Raw genomic sequence first — 23750 nt, forward strand, 5'->3', positions numbered from 1 at the left:
CGCCGTCAGCCCTTCTCCACCAGCGGCGCGACCTCGGTGCCCAGCAGCTCGATGGAGTGCAACAGGTCCGCGTGGCGCAGGCGCGGGTTGGTCATCTGCAGGTTGATCCGCTCGACGCCGCCGAGCTGCTCGGAGACCCGCAGGACCTTGTCCGCCACAGTCTTCGGGTCCCCGACGAAGAACGCCCCGTCCGGCCCGCGCATGGCGTCGAACGCGCGACGGGTCGGCGGCATCCCGCCCCGCTCGGCCGCCACCGTCGTGAACATCTCCTCCCACCCCGGGTAGAAGGCGTTGGTCGCCTTCGCGACGTCGTCGCCGACGAACCCGAAGCAGTGCAGGCCCACGCGCAGCGCCTCCGGCGGGTGCCCCGCGTGCTCGCCCGCGCGCCGGTAGAGGTCGACGAGCGGCGCGAACTGCCGCGGCTCGCCCCCGATGATCGCGACCATGAGCGGCAGCCCGAGCAGGCCGGCGCGGGCGAACGACTCGGGCGTGCCACCGACGCCGACCCAGATCGGCAGGCGCTCCTGCGACGGCCGCGGGTAGACGGGCTGGTTGCTCAGTGCCGGGCGGTGCTTGCCGGACCACGTCACCGTCGGCGACTCGTTGATCTTGAGCAGCAGGTCGAGCTTCTCGGTGAAGAGGTCGTCGTAGTCCTCGAACGCCAGCCCGAACAGCGGGAACGCCTCGACGAACGACCCGCGCCCGACGACCAGGTCGACCCGGCCGCGCGAGATGAGGTCGATCGTCGCGAACTCCTGGAACACCCGCACCGGGTCGGCCGCCGAGAGCACGGTGACCGCGCTGCGCAGGCGGATGTTCTCGGTGCGCGCAGCGGCCGCGGCGAGGATCACCGGCGGCGCGGCGTCGAAGTACTCGCTGCGGTGGTGCTCGCCGATGCCGTAGGAGTGGAGGCCCACCCGGTCGGCGAGCGCGATCTCGTCGAGGAGGTGCTCGAAGCGCTCCTCGGGGCCGACGACCCGCTCGGTGTCGGGGTCGGTGACCCGGGCGACGAAGCTGTCGACGCCGAGGAGGACGGGGGCGTCGCTCACAGCGTCTTCTGCAGACGCTCGGCCAGGGTGTTGACGAACGCCGTCGGCTCCTTGAGGTCGCCGCCCTCGGCCAGCAGCGCCATGCCGTAGAGCAGGCGCGCGACGTCCGGGTCGGCCTCGCCGGCGCCCTGCTTGTCGCGCAGGCCGCTGACCAGCGCGTGCTTCGGGTTGAGCTCGAGGGTCCGCTTGGTCACCGGCGGCTCCTGGCCCATCGCCCGGTACATCTTCTCGAGCATCGGCGAGAGGTCGCCGGGGTCGCCGACGAGGCAGGCCGGCGAGCTCGTCAGCCGCGACGACAGGCGGACCTCCTTGACGTCGTCGGCGAGCTCGGTGCCCATCCAGCTCAGGAGGTCGTCGAAGCCCTCCGGGACGTCCTCGTCGCCGAGGTCGACGTCGCCCTTGGCGATCGAGGCCATCGGGGTGCCGTCGAACTCGCTGACGGTGTCGGTCCAGACCTCGTCGACCTGGTCGGTGAGCAGGAGGACCTCGTAGCCCTTGGCCCGGAACGCCTCGATGTGCGGGGAGTTCTCGATGCTGCTGCGGCTGGCGCCGGTGAGGTAGTAGATCGCCTCCTGGCCCTCGGGCATCCGCTCCTTGTACGCCGTGAGGGTGGTGTCCTCGTCGGCGGAGTGGGTCGAGGGGAACGAGCTGGCGGCGAGGATCGCCTCCCGGTTGTCCGGGTCGGTGATCAGGCCCTCCTTGAACGCCCGGCCCAGCTCGCCCCAGAAGGTGCGGTACTTCTCCGGCTCGTTCTCCTGCAGGGCCTTGACGGTCTGGAGCACCTTGCGGACCAGCCGCTTGCGGATGGCCTGGATCTGGCGGTCCTGCTGGAGGATCTCGCGCGAGACGTTGAGCGAGAGGTCCGCGGCGTCGACGACGCCCTTGACGAAGCGCAGGTACTCGGGGACGAGCGCCTCGCAGTCGTCCATGACGAACACGCGCTTGACGTAGAGCTGCACCCCGCGCCGGGCCTCGCGCATGAACAGGTCCATCGGCGCATGGCTCGGGAGGAACAGCAGGCCCTGGTACTCGAACGTGCCCTCGCCGGAGAGCCGCATCGTCTCCAGCGGCTCCTGCCAGTCGTGGCTGACGTGGCGGTAGAACTCGGTGAGCTCCTCGTCGGTCACCTCCGAGGGCGGCCGCGCCCAGAGGGCCTTGCGCGAGTTGACGGGATCGGTGTCGCCCTCGTCCTCGCCGCTGAGCAGGCGGATCGGCCAGGTGATGAAGTCCGAGTAGCGCTTGACGATGCGCCGGACGACGTCGGGCTTCGCGTAGTCGTGGAGGCTGTCCTCCGCGTCCTCGGCCTTGAGGTGCAGCGTGATCGCGGTGCCCTGCGGGGCGTCCGCGACGGGCTCGAGGGTGTAGGTGCCCTCGCCGGTCGACTCCCAGTGCACGCCCTCGGCGGCGCCGGCCTTGCGCGTCACCATCTCGACGCGGTCGGCGACCATGAAGCTCGAGTAGAAGCCGATGCCGAACTGGCCGATGAGGTCCTCGGCCTGCGCCTCCTGCGACTCGCGCATCTGGCGCAGCATCTCGGCGGTGCCCGACTTCGCGATGGTGCCGATGAGCTCGACGACCTCGTCGCGCGTCATGCCGATGCCGTTGTCGCGGACGGTCAGCGTGCGGGCCTCGGCGTCCTGCTCCAGCTCGATGCGCAGGTCGGACGTGTCGACCTCGAGGTCCTTGTCGCGGTAGGACTCGAGCCGCAGCTTGTCCAGCGCGTCCGAGGCGTTCGAGATCAGCTCCCGCAGGAAGACGTCCTTGTCGGAGTAGATCGAGTGGATCATCAGCTGGAGCAGCTGACGGGCCTCGGCCTGGAACTCGATCGTCTCGCTCATGCGTCCTCTCCCGCGGTGGTCGTGGCGTGCACCGTCGAGGATATCCGCCGGCCGCAGTGGGCCGGGTGGCCCAGCCACCCGCGGGGTCACGCCGCGAGCTCGCTCGGGAGGGCGCGGAGGTGCAGGACAGTCCTGCGCGGCCACCGACAGCGCCTCGCGATCGCGGCGGTCCGGTCGGGAGTGCAGGGACGGCGTCAGGCACCGCTCATCTGCGGCGAGATCGCCCCAGGTGCTCCACGCACCCGCTGCGCGCTGCGTCGAAGCCCGTGTGCACACCGAGAACGACCTCGCCGCCCTCCTGCGCCGACAGGACGGCGTGATCTCCCGTGCGCAGGCCCTGGCCTGCGGTCTGACCCGCGGAGCGATCGACCACCGCCTCGCCCACGGACTGTGGACGCTGCGGTGGCCTCGCGTCTACCTGTCGACGGCCCACCAGCTCGGCCCGCGGGGACGGGTGCGAGCGGCGTCGCTGTGGCTCGGTCCCTCGGCGACGCTGATCGGTGCCGGCGCGGCCTGGTGGTGGCGGCTCCTCGACGAATCCCCGGACGTCCTGCGCTTCGCCGTGCCCCCGACGCGGAGGGTGCGATCGCGCGGCGACGTGAAGGTCGTGCGTCGGACGGTGGAGGTGTGCGCCACGGTGCAGGGCGTGCGGGTGGTGCCGAAGGCCGGCGCGGTGGTCGACGCCGCCGCCGAGCTGGGCCTGCACCACGGTGCCGAGCTCATGGACCGCGCGTGCTCGTCGAGGTCGACGGCTGGGCGTACCACCGCGAGCTACCGGCCTTCCGCCGCGATCACGCACGCCAGAACGCCCTCGTCCTCGCCGGCTGGACGGTGCTGCGCGTCGACTGGCACGCCCTCGACGCCGACCCGGCCGCCGTCCTCGCGACGATCACGGCCGCGACCGCCACCGCCGCATGATCCGCCCCGCTGCTCCATCGACCCGCTCTCACCGGGTCCGCGGAGCACCCGCAACGATCACGGGTCCCCGGGTCGCTCGAGTCACCGGCCGCGCCCGCACCGCCCAGCACGCCAGCCCCACCGCGGCGCCGACGATCGCCACGCCCAGCGGGACGTGCACGGCCAGCACGCCGGTGGCGCCCAGCGCGACCTGCGCCGTCTCGACCACCACCAGGCCCACCGACACCGCGACCGGCCAGGCCGGCAGGCGTCCGGGGCGCCAGGCGAGCACCGCGAACGGGACCTGCACGAACGCCACGAGCAGCAGGACGCCGCCGACCGCCTGGTGCACGGCCAGCCCGAGCGTCGAGGCCTGGAGGATCGCGCCGGCCGCGACCGGCTGGGCGAGGGCCATCGCCGCGTGCAGCACCACGACCACCCGGAACAGCGTCCGGACGACGCCGCCCTCACCCATGGTCGTGCCCCGCGGCGATCGTCGTCGCCGGCCGCTGACCGGGCCCGACGACGAGGAACTGCAACATCATGCCGTCGTCCTCGTGGCGCAGCAGGTGGCAGTGGAGCATGTAGGGCACCTCCGGGTCGGCGTACGGGCCCACGCGCACCAGCGCCCGCACCGTGGTCCCCGGCGCGACGGCGACCGTGTCCTTCCACGCCCGCGCGGCGGCCGGGACGTCGAGCACCTGCAGGCGGGCGTCGTGGACGTGGATGTTGTGCGGCAGCGTGTGCCGGTTGGTGAACTCCCAGGTCTCGGTCGCGCCGACCGGCACCACCTCGTCGACGCGGGTCGGGTCCATCGCGAGGCCGTTGATCCGGTTGTTCGCCAGGACGAAGCGCCGCACCGTCGAGCCCTCGGTCAGCGGGGCCTCCCGCGACAGCACGGCGGGCACCGGGGGCGAGGCCTCCAGCCGATCGGCGGGGCGGAGCTCGAGGAGGTCGAGGCTGTCCGCGCCGCCCGCAGCCGCGGCGACGCCGTTGACCGCCCCCAGGTCGTCGGGCAGGGAGCGCAGCACCATGCGCCGGCCGGGCGCGCACTCGACGACGATCTCCGCGCGCTCCCCCGGCGTCAGCAGGACGTCGTCCACCACCCGCGGGGCCGGCAGCAGGCCGCCATCGACGCCGACGAGGGAGACCGGGGCGCCGACCGACAGGCGGTAGCTCCGCGCCGGCGACGCGTTGAGCACCCGCAGGCGCACCCGGCTGGTGCGCACGTCGAGGTAGGGCGCCACCGTGCCGTTGGCCAGCACCGTGTCGCCGAGCAGGCCGACGGCGTTGCGGTGCTGCTCGTCGAACGCGCCGTCCGGGGCGAGGCCGCGGTCGGTGAGGACCACCGGGACGTCGTCGACGCCGTAGCGGTCGGGCAGGTCAACGGGGACGTCGTCGTCGACGAGGAAGAGGCCGGACAGGCCGCGGTGGACGTGGCGCTCGGTCGCCCCGTGCGGGTGCGGGTGGTACCAGAGCGTCGCGGCGGGCTGCTCGACGCGCCACGACGCCTCCCACGTCTCGCCGGGCGCGATCGGCTGGTGCGGGCCGCCGTCCATCCGTGCCGGCAGGGTCATGCCGTGCCAGTGGGTGGTCGTGGTCTCGGGCAGACGGTTGGTGACCCGCACGACGACCTCCTCCCCGCGCCGCGCCCGGAGCGTCGGCCCGCCGAAGGGCATGCCGCCGTAGCCCCAGGTCGGGGTGGCGAGGCCGTCGAGGAACGCGGACGTGCCGGGCGCGGCGGTCAGCCCGAACACCCGCCGGCCGCCGGCGTCGACGGACGACGGCGCGAGCGGCGGGATCGCGAGCGGGCGCGCGGCCGGCCGGGGCCGGACCGGCGGCGCGCCGGTGGAGCAGCCGGACGCGGCGAGCCCGGCCGCGACACCGGCCGCGAGCGTGGCGCCGAGGAAGGAGCGCCGGGACAGGGGGGACACGGCGAGCAGCGTCGCCGCGGGCGTGGTGCCGGGGCGTCGGCGCGACGACGTGTCCGCGGCGTACGCGCGGGGGCGTAGCGACCCCGAGGTGCGCCTCCGGCACTCGTGAGCAGAAGGGAGTGCTCCAGCACTCCGAAGCGCTCACCTGCGCGCAGCGCACACCCCGGTCTCGTAGGCGATCACCACGAGGGCCGGGCGGTCGCGGGCGTCGAGCTTGGTGAGCAGCCGCCCGACGTGGGTGCGGGCGGTGGCGGTGCTGATGACGAGGCGCGCGGCGATCTCGTCGTTGGTGAGCCCGGCGCCGACCAGCGCGAGCACCTCCCGCTCGCGCGGGGTGAGGACGTCCAGGCGCGCCGCGGACACGTGCGGCTGGGGCCGGCGGGCGAACTCGCCGATGAGCCGGCGGGTCACGGTGGGGGCCAGCAGCGCGTCGCCGCGCGCCACCAGGGCGAGGGCGCGCACGAGGTCGGCGGGCTCGGCGTCCTTGAGCAGGAAGCCCGAGGCGCCGGCGCGCAGCGCGCGGTAGACGTACTCGTCGAGGTCGAAGGTGGTCAGGACGAGCACGGCGGTGGTCGCGAGCTCCGGGTCGGCGACGATCGTCTCCAGCGCGGTGAGCCCGTCGACGCCCGGCATCCGCACGTCCATGACGACGACGTCGGGGCGGGTGGCGCGGACGAGCGCGACCGCTTCCTCGCCGTCGGCGGCCTCGCCGACCACGGTGAAGCCGTCCTCGGTCTCGAGCAGGACGCGCAGCCCGGCGCGGACGAGCTGCTGGTCGTCGGCCAGCGCGACGGTGATCACCGGGACACCGCCGGCAGCACCGCCTCGACGACCACCCCGTCCGGGCCGGGCGCCACCGACGACCGCCCGCCCACCGCGGCGGCGTGCTCGGCGAGGCCGCGCAGGCCGTGGCCCGGTGTCACGGCGTCGACCGGCCCGCCGTCGTCGGCCACCCGGACCTGCACGTCCCCGCCGTCGTGGGCGAGGTCGACGACCACCCGGCGCGCCTGCCGCGCGTGGCGCACGACGTTGGTGACCGCCTCGCGCACGATCCGGAACGCCGCCCCGTCGACCGCCGGGTCCGGCCGCCCCGCGCTCCCCCGGACCTCGACCTCGACGCCCGCCAGGCCCGCGACCCGCGCGACCTCGTCGAGGCGCGCGAGGCCCGGCGCGTCGCCGGGCTCGCACTCGCGCAGCACGTCGAGCGTGCTGCGCAGCTCGGCGAGCGCCGCGCGGCTGGCCTCCTTGATCTCGAGCAGCGCGGCGACCGCCTGCTCGGGGCGGCGGTCGGCGACGTACGCGCCCACGCCCGCCTGCACCGCGATCATCGCGAGGCTGTGCGAGACCACGTCGTGGACCTCGCGGGCCAGGCGCAGCCGCTCCTGCTCCACCCGGCGCCGCGCCTGCTCCTGCGCTCGCTCGGTGGCCGCGGTCTGGGCGCGACGCAGACCCCCGACGGCGACGCCCACGGCGACGATGACGACCACCCACATGAGGTGGTCGCGGTCGGTGGACGGCGGGGCGCCCTCGCGCGCGGCGACGACGTGCTCGACGCCGACCCACGCCGCGAACAGGACCACGCCGACCCCGACCGAGCGCGGCCAGCTCAGCCGGCTGGCCACCGTGTACGTGGCGACGGCGACCATGAGCGACGCCGGGCCGTCGGGGTGGCCGAGCCAGTAGTAGGGCGCGACGCACAGGAACACCAGCGCCAGCACGACCACCGGCGCGCGGCGCCGCCACGCGAGCACGACCGCACCGGCGACGATGAGCGCCGCCCCACCGGGCCACCACGGCCGGTCCGCCGGGGTCGCGGTCAGCGCCGTGCCCGCGAGGCACACGGCACCGAGCAGCGCGCCGAGCCCCACATCGGCCGCGGACGGCCACCAGGACCGGACATCCAGGGTCACCCCGGGCACGCTAGGGGCCGGGCGCGCCGCTGTCGTCAGCGTCTCGACGTACGCGACCCGGGCATCTCTCGGGGTCCGGCCGGGCCGCGCCTCCGGGGGCACCTACCATCGATGGATCAACCCCTGGTGACAGCCGGTAGGACAGGAGCGGGACCCCCATGGCGCGCGACGGCGGTACGACCTTCGAGAAGCAGGTGCTCGAGGCGTCGGAGCGTCTGTCCGGTATTGCCGAGCGCACCCCGCTGCAGCGCAACGCCCGCCTGTCGGCCGCCACGGGCACCGAGGTGTGGTTCAAGCGCGAGGACCTGCAGGTCGGCCGCTCCTACAAGCTGCGCGGCGCCTACAACCTCATCAGCCAGCTCGACGAGGACGCCCGCGCCGCCGGCGTCGTGTGCGCCAGCGCCGGCAACCACGCGCAGGGCTTCGCGTTCGCGTGTGCCGCGCACCGGGTGGCCGGGCGCGTCGTCATCCCCTCGACGACGCCGAGGCAGAAGCGCGAGCGCATCGTCGCGCTCGGCGGCGAGATGATCGACCTGGTCGTCGACGGCGACACCTACGACGAGTCGTCGGCCGCGGCGACACGGTGGGCCGAGGAGACGGGCGCGACGCTCGTCCCGGCCTTCGACGACACCCGCACGGTCGCCGGCCAGGCCACGGTGATGGCCGAGATCGTCGAGCAGCTCGACGGCGAGGCGCCGGACACGGTGGTCGTCCCGGTCGGCGGTGGCGGGCTGCTCGCCGGCACCGCGACCTGGCTGCAGGCCACCCACCCGCGCACCCGGGTCATCGGCGTCGAGCCCGCCGGCGCGCGCAACGTGGCCGCCGCCCTGCACGCGGGCAGCCCGGTGGTGCTCGACGAGCACGGCTTCGACCGGTTCGTCGACGGCGCCGCGGTGCGCAAGGCCGGCGCCGTGACCTACCCGCTGATCCGCCGCTCGGGCGCCGAGCTCGTCGCCGTCGACGAGGGCCTGGTCTGCACCGAGATGCTCGCGCTCTACCAGACCGACGGGATCATCGCCGAGCCCGCGGGGGCGCTCGCCGGCGCCGCGATCCGCCCCGACGGCCCCGGCCTCGACCTCGTGCCGGGCGAGCGGGTCGTCGTCGTCCTCTCCGGCGGCAACAACGACGTCTCGCGCTACGCCGAGGTCATCGAGCGCTCGCTGCGCTTCCAGGGCCTCAAGCACTACTTCCTCGTCGAGTTCCCGCAGGAGCCGGGCGCGCTGCGGCGCTTCCTCGACGAGGTGCTGGGCCCCGACGACGACGTCACGCGCTTCGAGTACGTCAAGAAGGACAACCGCGAGTCGGGCCCGGCGCTCGTCGGCGTGGAGATCGGGTCGCGGGACGACCTGGAGCCCCTGCTCGAGCGCATGGCCCGCTCGCCGCTGCAGATCGAGGCGCTCGAGCCGGGGTCGCCGGCATTCCGGTTCCTGGTCTGACGGGGGTCTAGAGCTCCTTCGCCCACCGCGTCGCCGGCGCCGACCAGCCCGGGCCCAGGTAGGGCTCGCCGTCGGCGTACCAGCCGCGGTGGGCGTAGAACGCCTGGGCGCTCGTGTTCGCGGTGTAGACCCACAGCGTGGCGCGGGCGAAGCCGGCCGCCGCGAGGTGGGCGACGCCGGCGTCGTGGAGCAGCCCGCCCGCGCCGGTGCCGATGACCTCGGGGTCGAGGTAGAGGGTGTACAGCACGCCGCTCACTCCGGTGGTGTCGCCGGCGAGGTCCGGATCGGTCGACGGCCCGACGGTGCAGTAACCCCGCACCCGGCCCTGCTCGTCGACGGCCACGAACACCGCCATCGGCTCCCGCGCCGCGATCACCTCGCGGCGGCGCTCCGCGACCTCGGCGGGGTCGAGGGCGTCGAGGCGGTCGTCGGCGACGATGCCGCGGTAGGCGTGGCGCCATCCGGCCACGGTGATCTCGCCGATGCGCTCGGCGTCGGCGTCGACCGCGCGCCGGAGGGTCCAGGGCACGCGATCAGTCTCCGCCGTCCGGCCCCGCGGGACCCGCCGCCGCGCGGGCCGCGACCCGCTCCGGGACGGGCTCCGACGCGACCGGGGTGACGATGATGGCCGCGAGCGGCGCCAGGGCGGCGAGGGCGAACCCGGCAGCGTAGCTCGAGACGCCGATGATCACGCCGAGCACCGGCGGCGCGGCGGTGGCCACGATGTTCTGGGTGGTGTTCTGCACGCCCAGCGCACGCCCGGACCAGGCGGTGCCGGCGATCTCGGCGGTGGCCGTGAACGCGAGGCCGTTGTCGGCGACGGTGATGACGGACCCGGCGGCGATCGCGGCGACCGCGACGAGCCCGAGGGTGAGGTCGCCGAGGGCGAACACGAGCAGCACCCCGGCGCTCGCGATCGCGAGCAGGCGCATCGGGCGCAGCCGGGAGCCCACGCGGTCGGACCACCATCCGCTCGCGATCCGCCCGCCCGCGCCCGCGAGCTGCGCGACGGCCACGAACACGCCTGCGGCGCCCGGCGACCAGCCCTGTTCGCGGACCAGGTACTCCAGCGAGAACGCCGACACCGCGAACTGCGGCAGCACGAGCAGCGCGCTCGCCGCGTGCACCCGGGGCAGGACCGCGCTGCGGTACGGCGAGGCGGGCGGGGCCTCGCCGGCGGCGCGGGGGGTGCGCGGCGGGTCGACGGCGACGATCACGACGACGACCGCGCACACCACGCAGGCGATCGCGGGCCAGCCCAGGGCGGGCAGCGAGCCCTCGCGCGCGGCGAGGGTCGGCAGCACGAGCCCGGCCGCGGCGACCCCGAGGGGCTGCGCGGTCTGCCGGATGCCCATCGCGAGGCCGCGCTCCTCGACGTCGAACCAGCCCATGATGAGACGTCCGCTCGCGGCGTTGACCGACGCCGCCCCGATGCCCGCGAGCACCAGCAGCACGACCGCGACCGTCAGCGACGACGGGGCGAGGAGCGCGAGCCCGCCGGTGAGGAGGCCGCAGGCGCCGAGACCGAGCGCCATCGGCAGGCGCTCGCCGACCCGGTCGACCACGGCGCCCCAGGCGATCAGCGCGACGAGGAGCCCGAGCGTCGGGGCCGCGACGACCACGCCGACCGCGGCGAGGGAGAGCCCGCGCTCGTCGCGCAGGCTCGGCACGAGGAAGGGCACGCCGTAGACCACGGCGGACGCGGCGGTCTGCGCCGCCACCCCCGCGGCGAGGACGGCCCAGCGTCGACGGGATCGCACGGGTACTTGTTCTACGCGAGCGAGGCCCACTCCGCAGGAAAGTCCTCCCACATGGCGAGACGGTTCAGCGTGATCCGAGCCCCAGGAGGACGTCGGCGTGCTCGGTCCGGGTGCGCCGCGACCACGCGACGAGCACGGCGAGCACCGCGGCGAGCAGCGGGAGGTCGCCGAGCAGCCAGGTCAGGACGCCGGCGAGGTGCTGGTCGGCGAGCAGGTCCGGTGCCCACGGCAGGCGCAGGCGCACGAAGAAGTCGTCGACGAAGATCTGCCCGCTCCCCCCGTCGGCGGGCAGCACCGGCGTCCGCGACACCGGGTGGTCCGCGGCCAGCAGCGCCAGCCCGACCAGCGCGTGCACCGGCATCGACGCCAGCAGGAAGGTCAGCCGCGCGAGGTGCGGCAGACCCGGCCCGTCGGGTGGCCCGGCGACCAGCGGGCCGAGGAAGAGCACCCCGACCAGCAGCAACCACAGGGTCATGAGCGGCTGGAGCCAGCCCAGCGGCTGCGTCAGCGCGAACACCGGGGTGAGGTAGAGCAGCGCCGGCGAGCCGACGACGAGGGCGAGGGCCACGACGGGGTGGCTCGCCCACCGCAGGGTCGGCGCGGCGAGCAGGTGCTCCAGCCACTCCGCGGGACCCTCCGGTCCGCCGGGCGGCGCCTCGGGCAGCGTCCGGCGCGCGAGCACGACGGGCGCGCCGAGCACCCAGAGCAGCGGCACGGCCGTGGCGACGAGCATGTGGCCCGCGATGTGGACGCTGAGCACCGCCGGCCCGTAACGCCCGAGCCCCGACGAGGTGGCGACGACGAGCAGCGCGCACCCCGCGAACCACGCGGCGCTGCGCCCGAGCGGCCAGCGCGCACCCTCGCGGGCGAGTCGCCGCAGGCCCCCGGCGTAGAGCGCGGCGAGGAGGACCGCCGGCGTGAGCGCCGCGAGCTCGGGCCGCCAGGACGTGGCGAGGACCTCCGGGGTCGGCGCCGCGGCCAGCCCGTAGCCGAGGACCGCCGTCGGCGTGGTCGCGGCGCCGGGCGCCTGGACCGGCGGCACCGCCCGCGTCGCGACCGCCGACAGGCCCGTGACGACGGCGAGCACCGCGAGCTCGACCGGCCACGCCGCCCGCCCGGTGCGCCGGCGCCACAGCGCCCCGCCCGCGACCACGCCGAGTGCGGCCGTGAGCAGGACGAGGACGGTCCAGTCGAGGCCCGCGGCCGGTCCGCCGGGGCCGGTGACGGCGACGACGGCGGCGAGCGTTCCCGACGCGATCGTGACCACCCCGGCCGCGGTGCCGATCCGCGCGGCCCGCCAGCGGGCCCGGGCGTCGCCGCCGACGAGCGCGAGCACCCCGAGCGTGCCGGTCCAGACCGCGGCGGCGACCACGTGCGCGGCCGTCGCCGGCAGGGCGAGGTCGTGGCCGACGCCGTCCGCCGCGTGCCCCGTGGCCACCGGGACGAGCAGCGCCGCCACGGCCACCGCGAGCACGCCCGCGCCGCCGCTCCAACGCCGGACCTCCCCCGCCGCGACCGCCGTCACCACGCCCAGCACGGCGGCGAGGAGCCAGCTCACCGGCTCGCCGCGCGCGAGCATGACGGTGACGAGGTCCGGGCCCGAGGGGAGCCGCCCGCCCGTCGAGTCGGCCAGCGTCGCGGGCACCGACAGCGCCGCGGCGCCCGCGCCGGTCCAGGCGGTCCAGCGGGCGACGCCGAGGGCCCGCCGGCCGGTGTCGCCGAACGCGCCGGTGCCCGCCGCGGGCGTGGCGACCACCAGCGCGACGAGCAGCCCGCCGATCGTCCCCGCCGCCGCGAGGTCGACGACCGTCCGCAGCAGCGGCACGAGCACCCGCGTCACCACACCGGGATCCGGCAGACCCAGCTCCGGGTAGCCGACCGGCCCGCGGACGACGACCGCCACGGCCGCCGCGAGCAGGCCGAGCGCGGCCGTGCCCGCCACGATCGCGCGGCGAGTCACGGGTCGAGCCGGTCCGGGTAGCGGGCGCGGTACTCGTCGAGGTGCTGCGACTTGCAGACGTGCTGTTCCTTCTCGTTCTGCGCCTGGCGCATGCACTCGTCGAGGGTGCGGACCCCGCCGGTCTCCAGGTACGTGACCGCCCCGGCCAGCGTGCTCCACTCCACCGCGACGGCGATCGCCACGGCGACGGCCCCCAGCGCGAGGCCGACCACCGGCCCGCGCCGGCCGGGACGTCCGCGCAGGCGGGCCAGGGCGGCGAGCGCGACCACCACCGCGAGCAGGCCCAGCGCGAGCCCGCCCCAGCCGGTCCACGCGCTGACCAGCGCCATCACGCCGAGGACCAGCGCGGCGACGGCGATCCCGGGCCGCCGGTGCCCGTCGGTGCCCGGGTCCCGCGGGCTGTCCGCCGGGTGCGTCGGGCTCGGCACCGAGGTCGGCGCGGGGGTCGGCGCGGGGGTCGGCGCGGGGGTCGAGGCCGGGGTCGGCACGGGGTCGGAGGGCACGGCCCGATCGTGACAAGCCGCGGTCCCGGGCCGTGCTCCGGGGTCGGGCCGGGTCACGTCCTCGCGATGCTTCGGTTGCCGATGCGTTCCCGGTGGACGACCCGGCGCCCGACGGCGGGCGGGAAGGGGTGCTCCCCTCGAGGCGATGCCTTCGTTCCTCGACGCGTCGTCCGGCTCAGCTCGGCGGGGCGAACCCGCCCGATGTCGGCGCGGGGTCGGCGCCGCGGGGCGGGGTGTCCGCCGGACCAGCGGGCCGGCCGTCCGCACCGGGCCGGCCGTCCGCACCGGGCCCGCCCGCAGGAGGGCCGAACGGTGACGCCGGCGTCGCCCCCGCACCCCACGCGGATCCGCCGAGCCGCGCCGACTCCCGCCGGCGGCGCTCCCCCAGCACGGCGAGGAGGTAGGCCTCCGGCGGGACCCCGGGCGGCGGGGGCGGGGCGACGCGGGCGGCGACGTCGGCGGCCAGCCGTCCCCCGAGCTCGGCGCGGCGCGGACCGGCGAGCTGGCCGGCACGGACGAGGAACTGGCGAGCGGCGAGCGCGAGGTCGTCGGGGAGCTTCGCGAGCTCGCACTGCTGCGCCCAGGCGGCGAGGCGCGGGTCGGCCGGCGGGAGGCTGTCGAGGCCGGACCGGGGCAGGCGCTCGCGGACGACGAGGGTGCCGGCCAGCAGGTCGCCGACCCGTTGACCGCGGGCCGAGCTCGCCGACACCACGACGCCGATCAGCCCCGTGAACAGCGACAGCAGGCCGAAGTCGACGATGAAGCCGGCCAGCGCGCGGGCCAGGGCGTGGCGGAAGACGATCGGCCCGCCGTCGGTGCGCACCACCCGCAGCCCCATCGCGTACTTCCCGGGCGAGCGGCCGCGCGTCAGCGTCTCCCACAGCAGCGGGTAGCCGACGAACACCCCGACCGTGATCACGATGCTGACCGCCGCGCCGAGCGCCTCGTCGACCTCGGCCCCGGCGAGCGACATCGTCAGCAGCACCGTCACGAGCAGCGCGGCCATGATGACCACGTCGAGCGCGAGGCCCAGCGCACGGCTGGGCAGGCGGGCGGTGCGGACGTCCAGCTCGACGGCCTCGCCGATCACCACCCGGTCCACGGCGCCATCGTGCCAGCGGGCGCGCGGTTCGGTGGGAGGATCGGCGATCGTGGACGTCGACGCGTACGTGGCCGCGCACCGGCCCGAGTGGGACCGCCTGGCGGACCTGCTCGACCGGCGTCGGTGGACCGGCGACGAGGTCGACGAGGTCGTCGCGCTGTACGAGCGGACGGCCACCCACCTGTCGGTCGTGCGGTCCACCTCGCCGGATCCCGCCCTGGTCGCGCGGCTCTCGACGCTGGTCGCACGCGCCCGGACGGCGATCACCGGGTCGACGTCGGCGTCGTGGCGCGACCTCACCCGCTTCGCCGGCGTCGGCTTCGCCGTCGCGCTCGCCGCGTCGTGGCGGTGGTGGCTGACGACGCTGACGGTGTGCTCGGTCGTCATGGTCGCGGTCGGGGTGTGGGTCGCGCGCTCCCCCGACGTGCAGGCGGCGCTGCTGCCCCCGGCGGAGACCCGGCAGCTGGTGGAACAGGACTTCGCCGCGTACTACAGCTCGAACCCGGCGTCGTCGTTCGCGGCCCGGGTGTGGACGAACAACGCCTGGCTCGCCGCGGTCTGCCTCGTCTCGGGGGTGCTGGTCCTGCCGGTGCTCTGGGTGCTGCTGCAGAACGTCGTCAACATCGGGATCTCCGGCGGCATCCTCGCCGCGAACGGGCGCGCGGACCTGTTCTTCGGCCTGATCACCCCGCACGGCCTGCTCGAGCTCACCGCGGTGTTCGTGGCGGCCGGGGCGGGGCTGCGGCTGGGGTGGTCGTGGATCGACCCCGGCCCGCTGAGCCGGTCGGAGTCGCTCGCGCGCCAGGGCCGCACGACCGTCGGGGTGGCGCTCGGCGTCGGGGTGCTGCTGCTGATCTCCGGCGTGATCGAGGCGTTCGTGACGCCGTCGGGGCTGCCGACCGCGGCGCGGATCGGGATCGGTGTGGTCGCCGAGCTCGGGTTCGTCGCGTACGTGCTCTGGGGCGTCACGCTGGTGCGCCGCCACGGCGCGACCGCCCCGGCGCTCGCCGACCTCGCCGCCGACCGTCGCGGGGCTGCCCTGCCGGCGGCGGGGTGACGACGGTGGTCCCCGAGGACCTGCTCGTCGGCCTGCGCCGCGCCCGCGACCGCATCGACCGGTACTACGCCGAGCCGCTCGACCTCGACGCGCTCGCCACGACCGCGGGGCTGTCGAAGTACCACTTCCTGCGCTGCTTCGCCCGCACCTACGGCCGCACCCCGCACGCCTACCTCACCGAGCGCCGCGTCGAGCGCGCCCAGGACCTGCTGCGCGCCACGAACCTCACCGTCACCGAGGTGTGCTGGCTCGTCGGGTACTCGGCGCTCGGGTCGTTCTCGACGCGGTTCCGCCGGCTCGTCGGCTGCAGCCCGTCGGAGTACCAGGCACGCTGGGCCGCCACCGGACCGCCGCGCATCCCGGGCTGCTTCGTGTTGATGCACGGGCTCTCCGACCGCGCAGCGGAGCGGAGCCGGTCCATCGATCCCGACCGCGCAGCGGAGCGGAGCCGGTCCATCGATCCCGACCGCGCAGCGGAGCGGAGCCGGTCCATCGATCCCGACCGAGCAACTTCGGAGAAGCCGACGGCTGAGCCTGCGCGAGGAGAATCCTCCGCATGATCACCAACATCTCGCTGTTCACGCTGTACGTCACCGACCAGGACGAGGCCAAGAAGTTCTACTGCGACGTGATGGGGTTCGTGGAGGGCACCGACGTCAGCATGGGCGAGGGCTTCCGCTGGGTGACGGTCAAGCACCCGGAGCAGCCCGAGCTCGAGGTGACGTTGATGGTCCCCGGCCCGCCGCTGGACGAGGAGATGGCGGGCGCCGTCCGCCGCGCGCTCGCGAGCGGGTCCATGGGCGGGTTCGGGCTCACCACCGACGACTGCCGCGCGGAGTACGAGCGCCTGACGAAGCTCGGCGTCGAGTTCACCCAGGAGCCCGCCGAGCGTCCCTACGGCATCGAGGCGGTCATGCGCGACAACTCCGGGAACTGGCTGGTGCTGGTCGAGCCGCGCGCGTTCTCCCCCGCCGACTTCGGCTAGAGCCGGCCCGCGGCCTTGAGCGCCAGGTAGCGGTCGGCGACGGCCGGGGGCAGGTCGTCGGGAGCCGCGTCGACGATCTCGACACCGCGGCGGGCCAGCCGCTCGGCGGTGCGACGGCGCGCGTCGCGGGCGGCGCCGGCCGCGGCGGCGGTGTAGACGGCCTCGGCGTCGCCGCGGCCCGCGGCCATGGTCGCGAGCTCGGGGTCGGCGACGGCGGCGAGCAGCAGCGTGTGCCGGCGCAGCAGGGGTCCGAGGACGGGGTCGAGGCCCTCGCTGACCGCCGCCTCGTCCAGCCCGGTGACGAGCACGACGAGGCTGCGCCGCCCCGCCCGCGCCAGCGCCGCGGACGCCAGCAGGCGCATGTCGGTCTCGACGAGGCGGGGCTCCAGCGGCGCCATGGCCGTGACCAGCGCGGGGAGCAGGTCGCCCGCCGTCGCCCCGAGCACCGAGGCCCGCACCTCGCGGTCGAGGGCGAGCAGGTCGACGCGGTCGCCGCCCCGGGACGCGAGGGCGGCGAGCAGCAGCGCGGTGTCGAGCGCCGCGTCGAGCCGGGGTGCGTCGCCGACCCGGCCCGCGGCGCTGCGGCCGGTGTCGATGACGACGAGGACGTGCCGGTCGCGCTCGGGACGCCAGGTGCGCACGACCAGCTCGCTCGACCGCGCCGACGCCCGCCAGTCGATCGAGCGCACGTCGTCGCCGGCGACGTATTCGCGCAGCGAGTCGAACTCGGTGCCCTGCCCGCGGATCTGCACCGCCCGCCGGCCGTCGAGCTCGCGCAGCCGGGCGAGCCGCGACGGGAGGTGGCGCCGCGACCCGAACGCCGGCAGCACCCGCACGCGCGCCGGGACGTCGCGGCGCCCCTGGCGGGCGGCGAGCCCGAGCGGGCCGATGGAGCGGACGGTGACCCGCACGGCGTCCCGGTCGCCCCGCCGCGTCGGGGTCAGCGTCGTCACCACCCGGCGCCGCTCCCCCGGCGGCACGATCAGCCGGTGGCGCGACGGCACCGCGCCCGCCGAGGGTTCCCACGCGTCGCGCAGCACCAGCACCGCCCGCCGCCGGCCCGGGTTCGCGACGCGCAGCGCGACGTCCAGCGACGTCCCGAGGCGCACGGTCGCGATCCCCTCGCGCTCGCGCTCCAGCCGCAGGCTCCGGACCGGCACCGCGACGAGCGCGTCGACGAGCGCGGCGAGCGCCAGCACCCCGGAGACCACGAGCACCCCGGTGCCCGAGGGCCAGAGCAGGCCCACGACCAGCGCACCCAGCGCGACGAGCAGCGCCAGGCGCCCGGTGACGGCCATCTCGTCGAGCCTCGTCTAGCGCGGTACCGGCACGGCGCCGAGCACCCCGGTCACGACCCCGTCGGCGGTCACGCCCTCGAGCTCGGCCTCGGCGCGGACGGCCACGCGGTGGCGCAGGACGGGCGGGGCGAGGGCCTGCACGTCGTCCGGGGTCACGTACTCGCGCCCCGACAGCCACGCCCAGCAGCGCGCCGCGAGCAGCAGCGCCGTCGCACCGCGGGGCGAGACGCCGAGCCGCAGCGACGGCGAGGAGCGCGTCGCCCGGCACAGGTCGACGACGTAGGCGAGCACCTCGGGCCGCGCCGTCACCCGGGACACGGCGGCCCGCCCGGCGCGCAGGTGCTCCGGCCCGGCCACGGGTCGCACCCCGGCGGCGGCGAGGTCGCGCGGGTCGAAGCCCTCGGCGTGCCGGCCCAGCATCCGGATCTCGTCGTCACGCGCGGGCAGCGGCAGCACGAGCTTGAGCAGGAACCGGTCGAGCTGGGCCTCGGGCAGCGGGTAGGTGCCCTCGTACTCGACGGGGTTCTGCGTCGCGGCCACGACGAACGGGTCGGGCAGCGGGCGCGGCACCCCGTCCACCGAGACCTGGAACTCCTCCATCGCCTCCAGCAGCGACGCCTGCGTCTTCGGCGGGGTGCGGTTGATCTCGTCGGCGAGCAGGAGGTTCGTGAACACCGGGCCGGGCCGGAACGAGAACTCGGCGCTGCGGGCGTCGTAGACCAGCGAGCCGGTGACGTCGCCGGGCATGAGGTCGGGGGTGAACTGGACGCGCCGGTCCTCGAGCGCGAGCGCGGCGGCGACCGACCGCACGAGCAGGGTCTTCGCGACGCCCGGGACGCCCTCGAGCAGCACGTGGCGCCGGCTCAGCAGGGCGATGACCAGGCCGGTCACCGCGGCGTCGTGCCCGACGACGGCCTTCGCCACCTCGCGCCGCAGGGCCAGCAGGGCCTCGCGGGCCTCGTCACCGGTGACGGTCCGGTCGGTCCGCTCGCCCCCCGTGCTCACGGCCGTCGTGTCGCCCGTGCCCGTCACGCGGCCCTCCCTCCCCGGGAACCCCGCGGTCCCCGCCGTGCGCCATCCGATCACGGCGCCGGATCCCGTCCGTCGCGCGGTGCTGGTCCGGTCGCGTCCCGCACGCCCCGGCGCAGCGCGTCGAGGTCTCCGGCGAGGGTGACGAGCGCGGGGTCGTCGGCGGGCACCGGGCCGTCGAGGACCGCCCCGACCTCCCCCACCGGCCGGCCCGTCCGCGCGGCGACGGCGTCGACCACCGCCCGCGTCCCCGCGCCGCGCGGGACCCCGAGCCGCGCCGCGAGGTCGCGCACGGCGTCGCCGCGCAGGGCCGCCGCCGCGCGGTCGCGGGCCCCGGCGCGCCGGTAGAGGCGCGCCCGGCCCCGCACGGTCTCCCCGGCGGGCACGACGACCGGGAGGTCCTCGGTGACGACCGGACCGAGCCGCCGCCCCCGCCACAGCGCCACGGCGAGCCCCGCCACGAGCAGCTGCACCGGACCCCAGACCCAGCCGCTCGGTAGGAGCTCGGTGGTGCTCCGCTCCTGGCCGGGCTCGGCCGGCGGCGGGACCGGGAGGTACCAGAGCAGGTCGGGGTGTGCGCCGAGGAGGTTGAGGGCGAGCGCGGCGTTGCCCTGCTCGTCGAGGACATCGTTGGTGAACGGGGCGGCGTCGCCGACGACGGTGACGGTGCGCCCGCGGTCGCGGACCGCCACCAGGGAGCTCGCGCCGACCGGCTCCTCCACGGGGTAGCAGCGCTGGGCGGCCGGGTCGTCGGTGGCGTAGGCGGCGCCGACGAGGTCGACCGGGCCGGCGCGGACGGCCGCGGGCAGCCCGCAGGCGGGGTCGGTGGGTTCGGGGAGCGCGAGCAGCTCGGTGCGCACGGCCGGGGCCAGAGCGGCGAGGGAGCGCTCGTCGGGGCGGACGAGGACGAGGTCCGCGCCCGCCGCCGCGAGGGTCTCGCGCTGGCGGGTGCTCATCCGCTCCGGGAAGGTCACGAACACCGTGCGGCCGCGCGCGGCGGTGGCGGCGTCGAGGTCGGCGACGGGCTCGACGCGCACCCCCTGCCCCTCGAGCAGGCGGGCCAGGGCCATCGAGCCCTCGGGCGACGCGGCCTCCGGGTCCAGCCCGCCCGTGCGGGGCGCGGCGCCGAGCAGGGCGATGACCAGCGCGCCGAGCAGCACCGCGGCCACCACCAGCACCGGCCCGCGCCAGCGGCGGATCCCGCCCCTGTTGGCAGCGAACGGCCTGTTCGCTGCTTCTACGCGTCGGAAGTCTCCGTTGATCACCGCGCCGGGCGGCGATTCGGTCACCGGGGTGCTCGTCGGGCCGGGCGCTCCGGCGGTCACGCGGGCTCCACCGCGCGGGTGGCGGCGACGGCGGCGTCGACCGCGCGCAGGCGGGCGTCGGTGTCGGCGTCGGCCGGGCGACCGCCGTAGACGGTCTCGTCGAACCGGCGCGCGGCCTCTCGCAGCTCGCCGGCCGCGGTGGGCAGCACCCGCCCGCCCTCCCGCGCGGCGTCGCCGGCCGTGCGCCCCTGGCGGGGCTCGAGGATCGTGCGCTCCTCGAGCGCGCGCACGATCGCCCGCATCCGCTCGCGCACCGCGTCGTCGTAGGCGCCGGCGGCGGCGTGGCGGTCGGCGAGGCGGCGGTGCTCGGCGGCGGTGCGCTCGGTGTCGCCGAGCACCGCACCGGGTGCGGCCGCCGCGCGCGCCACCCGACCGAACCGGCGCCGGACCAGCACCACCACGACCACCAGCACCACCACGAGCACCAGCAGCCCCCACCCACCACCCGGCGAGACGGCGGACGCCGCGCGCAGCAGCTCGTCGAGGCGCCGGGCGAGCCACTGCAGCGCGGCCGTGACCGGGTCCGGGGCGGCCTCCTGGTACGCCCGCCAGGCCAGCTCCTCGCGGGCCAGCTCGCGGGCGGGGTCGGCGCCGATGTCGATCGGGACCGCGCCCGGGCCCGGCGCGCCGGGCGGGACGGGCCCCACCGGGTCCATCAGCGTCCGCCGGCCGCGGCCCGCTGCAGCTCGATGTCGAAGCCCTCGCGGCGCATGCGCTGGTCGACGTAGAGGAGGCCGGTGACCCCGGACTGGAAGGGCGTGGTCAGCGTGCTCGCGATGATCCCGCCGAGCGCGGTGAGCAGCAGCAGCGGCAGCGGCGTCGCGCCCCCGCCGGCGCCACCGCCGAACGCCGCGATGCCGCCGATGATGCCGAACGGCACCGCGATGATCGCCGAGACGACGAACGCGATGATCGCGCCGAGCAGCTGGATGCCCAGCACCGGCCAGAAGCGTCCCTTGACGAGGAACCACGAGCGGCGCAGCGCCTCGGTGACCCCGATGCCCTCGAGCACGTAGGCGGGGGTGGCCAGGGAGAGCATGACGGCCAGCCAGATGGCGACGACGACGGCGGCGATCACGCCGATGCCGACGACGATGCCGCCGACGACCGGGTCGACGAGCAGCAGGAGCAGCCCGGGGACGACCCCGACGAGCACCACACCGAAGAGGATCAGCCCGATCAGCAGCGCGACGCCGATGAGCCCCCAGATGCGCGTCCGGGCGGCCCGCCAGGTCTCGCCGGCGTCCACCGGTGCCCCGAGCACCGCCCGGCTGATGACGACCATGACGATGCCGGTGAGCACTGCCGTCGCGATCAACGTGATCACGGCGGTGATCAGCGACGAGGCCCCCGAGCCCGCGACCTGCTCCGTGAGGCGGGAGAGGTCAGGCGATCCGCCCAGCGGCGGCGTCGGCGCCGGTGCGACCAGCGTGACGATCAGCTGGGCGAGCCCGCTGACCACCGCCACCAGCGCGGACGTCCCGAGCACGATCTTGGGGTGCGCGCGGATGTAGCCCAGCGCACCGTCGAGGATCTCGCCGACGCCCAGCGGCCGCAGCGGCACGATCCCGGGCTTGGGCGCCCGCGGCGGCACGCCGCCGAAGCCGGGCTGGCCGTAGCCCTGCTGACCCGGCGGCCCGTACCCGGGCTGGCCGTACCCCTGCTGCCCGTACCCCTGCTGGCCGTACCCCTGCTGGCCGTAGCCGGGCGAGCCCGGCTGGCCCGGCGGCCCGTACCCGGGCTGGCCGTACCCCGGCTGGCCGTATCCCGGCTGGCCGTAGCCCTGTTGCCCGTAGCCCGCGGGCCCGGCCTGCCCGAAGCCGGGCTGGCCGTACCCCGGCTGCTGCCCGTACCCCGGCTGCTGCCCGTACCCGGGCTGCTGGCCGTAGTCCGGCTGCCCGTAGCCCGCCTGACCCTGCCCGGCCCCGCCCCAGGTCGGCTGGCTCGCCTCGGGCCGGGCGAAGCTCGACCCCGCGTCGCTGCCCTGGTCCGCGGCCTGACCCTGGCTCCCGCTCCCGCTCCCGCTCCCGGCGTCCGGCGGCGCGAAGCCCTGCCCCTCCCCCGGCCGGTGCACCTCGGTCGGCGCGGCACCGGACGAGCCGGCGTCGCCGCCGCTCGGGTCCCAGGCCGGGACCGACGACGGGCCGGGCGTGCCTTCCGGAGGCGTGCGCTCGTCGCCGCGCGCCTCCCGGGGCTCGTCCTCGCCGGGCGATCCCGACGACGAGCCGGACGACGGACCACTCACCTCGGGCACGCTCCCTCCTCGCGCCGGTGACTCCCCGCGCCGGACCGATGAAGTCGCGATCGTGCCACGCGCCTGCGTCCGGCACGCGTCAATCGTGCGCACCGTGTCTGCCACGATCCACCGGTGGCCCTGCACTCCGCACTGTGGCGACGCCTCGACGTCGCCGACGGCCTGGCCCACGGCGCCGTCTCCGACTTCACGCCCGACGCCGAGCACCCCGACGGTGCGCACCTCCTCGACGGCTCCGCGGTGATGCGCGACGACGCCGGGCCCTGGTCGCTGCGCTTCTCCGTGGTGGCCGACCGCGCCTGGCTGACCCGCACCGTCTTCGTCGAGGTGCTCGCCGACGACGGGCTCGAGCGCGTCACGCTCTCGGTCGACCAGCTCGGCGAGTGGACCCTCGACGGCCGCCCCTGGCCCGAGCTGCGTGGCTGCACCGACGTCGACGTCTCGGCCTCCCCGCTGACCAACGCCCTGCCCGTGCGCCGCCTGGGCCTGCCCGTGGGCGGCGAGGCGGCCATCGACGTCGCGTGGCTCGACGTGCCGTCGCTGGCGGTCCACCGCGTGCGCCAGGTCTACCGCCGCGGCCCCGACGACGCCCGCGGTCTCGCGACGTACACCTACGCCGACCCGACCTACGGCGAGTACGGCATCACCGTCGACGCGGCGGGCCTCGTCGTCGCCTACCAGGGCCTGTTCACGCGCGTCGCCTAGGTACCCTCGACGGGGTCTGTGTCCCGGCGAGGTGGAGGGGTGGCCGCGCTGCGCCTGACCTCCGGCCCCACCCGCTGGGTCGTGCTCGCCGCCGCCGTGCTCGCGGTGGTCGTCCTCCTGCTCACGGTGCCGCTGCCGACGCCGCTCGAGGTGCGCGACCGGGTCGCCGCGCTCGGTGTCTGGGCGCCGGTGACGTTCCTGCTCGTGCACGCCGTCGTGACCACGTCGCCCCTGCCGCGCACCGCGTTCTCGCTCTCGGCGGGCCTGCTGTTCGGGCCGTGGGTCGGGCTCGCGCTCTGCCTGGTGGCCAGCACGGTGTCTGCGGCGGCCGCGTTCGCGCTGGTCCGCCGCCTCGGCGGCCGGGCGGCGCGACGGCTCGGGGCGGGCCGCGTGCGGGTCCTCGAGGAGCGGATCTCCGCCCGCGGCCTGCTCGCCGTGACGTCGGCGCGGCTCGTGCCCGCGATCCCGTTCGCCCCGCTGAACTACACGTTCGGGCTGACGAGCGTGCGCTGGCGGCACTACCTGGGCGGCACCGCGGTCGGGCTGGTCCCGGGCACGTCGGCGGTCGTCCTGCTGGGGGACGCGGTCACGGGCACGCTCTCGCCGAGCATGCTCGCGGTGTTCGCGGTCAGCGGCGCGATCGGGGTGGTCGGCGTGCTGCTGTGCACGTACGCCCCGACCGCCGGGACCGCCGAGCCGGAGGAGTGA

General features: G+C 76.2%; 23 protein-coding genes and 1 pseudogene. 7 read left to right on the plus strand and 17 right to left on the minus strand.

What is annotated here, in order from left to right; all coding sequences use genetic code 11:
* Window positions 1-5: 5 nt before the first annotated feature.
* Entirely contained in the window at window positions 6-1049 is a 1044-nt protein-coding gene (locus tag PGB27_RS04495) for an Atu2307/SP_0267 family LLM class monooxygenase (protein ID WP_274199153.1), read from the minus strand.
* Entirely contained in the window at window positions 1046-2887 is a 1842-nt protein-coding gene (htpG, locus tag PGB27_RS04500) for a molecular chaperone HtpG (RefSeq protein ID WP_274199154.1), read from the minus strand. The genes PGB27_RS04495 and htpG overlap by 4 nt, the downstream gene beginning before the upstream one ends.
* Window positions 2888-3619: 732 nt before the next feature.
* On the opposite strand from htpG, the gene PGB27_RS04505 reads away from it, so the two are divergent.
* Window positions 3620-3805, plus strand: a complete 186-nt coding sequence (locus PGB27_RS04505) for a DUF559 domain-containing protein (RefSeq protein WP_274199155.1) — start codon at window positions 3620-3622, stop codon at window positions 3803-3805.
* A 28-nt stretch (window positions 3806-3833) separates the two neighbouring features.
* Here PGB27_RS04505 and PGB27_RS04510 read toward each other — a convergent pair whose 3' ends face one another.
* From PGB27_RS04510 to PGB27_RS04525, 5 genes and pseudogenes are all read right to left on the minus strand, one after another.
* Complete coding sequence (locus PGB27_RS04510; RefSeq protein WP_274199156.1) at window positions 3834-4259, minus strand: hypothetical protein; 426 nt, start codon at window positions 4257-4259, stop codon at window positions 3834-3836.
* Window positions 4252-5541 carry a multicopper oxidase family protein gene (locus tag PGB27_RS04515; RefSeq protein WP_408630018.1) on the minus strand — a complete coding sequence of 430 codons (1290 nt, stop codon included), beginning with the start codon at window positions 5539-5541 and terminating at the stop codon, window positions 4252-4254. The genes PGB27_RS04510 and PGB27_RS04515 overlap by 8 nt, the downstream gene beginning before the upstream one ends.
* Before the next feature lie 72 nt (window positions 5542-5613).
* A pseudogene (locus PGB27_RS29395) lies at window positions 5614-5709 on the minus strand (twin-arginine translocation signal domain-containing protein); the annotation flags it as partial.
* 150 nt (window positions 5710-5859) lie between these two features.
* Entirely contained in the window at window positions 5860-6519 is a 660-nt protein-coding gene (locus PGB27_RS04520) for a response regulator (RefSeq protein ID WP_274199158.1), read from the minus strand.
* Window positions 6516-7628 (minus strand): sensor histidine kinase, encoded by a 1113-nt coding sequence (locus PGB27_RS04525; protein WP_274199159.1) that lies wholly within the window; start codon window positions 7626-7628, stop codon window positions 6516-6518. The genes PGB27_RS04520 and PGB27_RS04525 overlap by 4 nt, the downstream gene beginning before the upstream one ends.
* A gap of 158 nt (window positions 7629-7786) precedes the next feature.
* On the opposite strand from PGB27_RS04525, the gene ilvA reads away from it, so the two are divergent.
* The gene (gene ilvA, locus PGB27_RS04530) at window positions 7787-9064 is read left to right on the plus strand and encodes a threonine ammonia-lyase IlvA (protein WP_274199160.1); all 1278 of its coding nucleotides are present in this window, start codon (window positions 7787-7789) and stop codon (window positions 9062-9064) included.
* 7 nt (window positions 9065-9071) lie between these two features.
* Here ilvA and PGB27_RS04535 read toward each other — a convergent pair whose 3' ends face one another.
* The 5 genes from PGB27_RS04535 to PGB27_RS04555 form a co-directional block, all read right to left on the minus strand.
* Window positions 9072-9593 (minus strand): GNAT family N-acetyltransferase, encoded by a 522-nt coding sequence (locus PGB27_RS04535; RefSeq protein ID WP_274199161.1) that lies wholly within the window; start codon window positions 9591-9593, stop codon window positions 9072-9074.
* 4 nt (window positions 9594-9597) lie between these two features.
* A complete protein-coding gene (locus tag PGB27_RS04540; RefSeq protein ID WP_274199162.1) occupies window positions 9598-10824 on the minus strand; it encodes an MFS transporter in 1227 nt (408 codons plus the stop codon).
* Between the two features lie 64 nt (window positions 10825-10888).
* On the minus strand, window positions 10889-12784 hold the full coding sequence (locus PGB27_RS04545) for a cytochrome c oxidase assembly protein (RefSeq protein WP_274199163.1): 1896 nt from the start codon (window positions 12782-12784) through the stop codon (window positions 10889-10891).
* Window positions 12781-13287: a hypothetical protein gene (locus PGB27_RS04550; RefSeq protein WP_274199164.1), complete on the minus strand. Its 507-nt coding sequence runs from the start codon at window positions 13285-13287 to the stop codon at window positions 12781-12783. The genes PGB27_RS04545 and PGB27_RS04550 overlap by 4 nt, the downstream gene beginning before the upstream one ends.
* Before the next feature lie 175 nt (window positions 13288-13462).
* Window positions 13463-14389 carry an RDD family protein gene (locus PGB27_RS04555; RefSeq protein ID WP_274199165.1) on the minus strand — a complete coding sequence of 309 codons (927 nt, stop codon included), beginning with the start codon at window positions 14387-14389 and terminating at the stop codon, window positions 13463-13465.
* A gap of 49 nt (window positions 14390-14438) precedes the next feature.
* On the opposite strand from PGB27_RS04555, the gene PGB27_RS04560 reads away from it, so the two are divergent.
* From PGB27_RS04560 to PGB27_RS04570, 3 genes are read left to right on the plus strand one after another with little or no spacing between them, the layout of a single operon-like run.
* Window positions 14439-15446 carry a stage II sporulation protein M gene (locus PGB27_RS04560; RefSeq protein WP_274199166.1) on the plus strand — a complete coding sequence of 336 codons (1008 nt, stop codon included), beginning with the start codon at window positions 14439-14441 and terminating at the stop codon, window positions 15444-15446.
* A 5-nt stretch (window positions 15447-15451) separates the two neighbouring features.
* Entirely contained in the window at window positions 15452-16006 is a 555-nt protein-coding gene (locus tag PGB27_RS04565; protein ID WP_274199167.1) for a helix-turn-helix transcriptional regulator, read from the plus strand.
* A complete protein-coding gene (locus PGB27_RS04570; protein WP_274199168.1) occupies window positions 16003-16431 on the plus strand; it encodes a VOC family protein in 429 nt (142 codons plus the stop codon). Before PGB27_RS04565 ends, PGB27_RS04570 begins: the two co-directional genes overlap by 4 nt.
* On the opposite strand, the gene PGB27_RS04575 is transcribed toward PGB27_RS04570, so the two are convergent.
* The 5 genes from PGB27_RS04575 to PGB27_RS04595 all read right to left on the minus strand — a co-directional run bounded on the left by PGB27_RS04575 (window position 16428) and on the right by PGB27_RS04595 (window position 22337).
* Window positions 16428-17729 carry a DUF58 domain-containing protein gene (locus PGB27_RS04575; RefSeq protein ID WP_274199169.1) on the minus strand — a complete coding sequence of 434 codons (1302 nt, stop codon included), beginning with the start codon at window positions 17727-17729 and terminating at the stop codon, window positions 16428-16430. The genes PGB27_RS04570 and PGB27_RS04575 overlap by 4 nt on opposite strands.
* Window positions 17730-17744: 15 nt before the next feature.
* Entirely contained in the window at window positions 17745-18734 is a 990-nt protein-coding gene (locus PGB27_RS04580) for an AAA family ATPase (RefSeq protein ID WP_274199605.1), read from the minus strand.
* A 77-nt stretch (window positions 18735-18811) separates the two neighbouring features.
* Entirely contained in the window at window positions 18812-20083 is a 1272-nt protein-coding gene (locus PGB27_RS04585) for a DUF4350 domain-containing protein (protein ID WP_274199170.1), read from the minus strand.
* A complete protein-coding gene (locus PGB27_RS04590; protein WP_274199171.1) occupies window positions 20080-20739 on the minus strand; it encodes a DUF4129 domain-containing protein in 660 nt (219 codons plus the stop codon). Before PGB27_RS04590 ends, PGB27_RS04585 begins: the two co-directional genes overlap by 4 nt.
* Window positions 20739-22337 carry a glycerophosphoryl diester phosphodiesterase membrane domain-containing protein gene (locus PGB27_RS04595; RefSeq protein ID WP_274199172.1) on the minus strand — a complete coding sequence of 533 codons (1599 nt, stop codon included), beginning with the start codon at window positions 22335-22337 and terminating at the stop codon, window positions 20739-20741. The genes PGB27_RS04590 and PGB27_RS04595 overlap by 1 nt, the downstream gene beginning before the upstream one ends.
* 114 nt (window positions 22338-22451) lie before the next feature.
* Here PGB27_RS04595 and PGB27_RS04600 point away from each other — a divergent pair, with 114 nt between their 5' ends.
* Together PGB27_RS04600 and PGB27_RS04605 are read left to right on the plus strand one after the other, a co-directional pair.
* A complete protein-coding gene (locus PGB27_RS04600; protein ID WP_274199173.1) occupies window positions 22452-23042 on the plus strand; it encodes a putative glycolipid-binding domain-containing protein in 591 nt (196 codons plus the stop codon).
* Window positions 23043-23081: 39 nt separating this feature from the next.
* Window positions 23082-23750 (plus strand): TVP38/TMEM64 family protein, encoded by a 669-nt coding sequence (locus PGB27_RS04605; RefSeq protein WP_274199174.1) that lies wholly within the window; start codon window positions 23082-23084, stop codon window positions 23748-23750.

It is taken from the genome of Actinomycetospora lemnae (assembly GCF_028737315.1).
Lineage (GTDB): Bacteria > Actinomycetota > Actinomycetes > Mycobacteriales > Pseudonocardiaceae > Actinomycetospora > Actinomycetospora lemnae.

Coding starts and splice junctions, on each gene's coding strand:
- PGB27_RS04570 (WP_274199168.1), top strand. CDS start 16,003: ATGATCACCAACATCTCGCTGTTCACGCTGTACGTCACCGACCAGGAC.
- PGB27_RS04510 (WP_274199156.1), bottom strand. CDS start 4,259: ATGGGTGAGGGCGGCGTCGTCCGGACGCTGTTCCGGGTGGTCGTGGTG.
- htpG (WP_274199154.1), bottom strand. CDS start 2,887: ATGAGCGAGACGATCGAGTTCCAGGCCGAGGCCCGTCAGCTGCTCCAG.
- PGB27_RS04575 (WP_274199169.1), bottom strand. CDS start 17,729: ATGGCCGTCACCGGGCGCCTGGCGCTGCTCGTCGCGCTGGGTGCGCTG.
- ilvA (WP_274199160.1), top strand. CDS start 7,787: ATGGCGCGCGACGGCGGTACGACCTTCGAGAAGCAGGTGCTCGAGGCG.
- PGB27_RS04590 (WP_274199171.1), bottom strand. CDS start 20,739: ATGGACCCGGTGGGGCCCGTCCCGCCCGGCGCGCCGGGCCCGGGCGCG.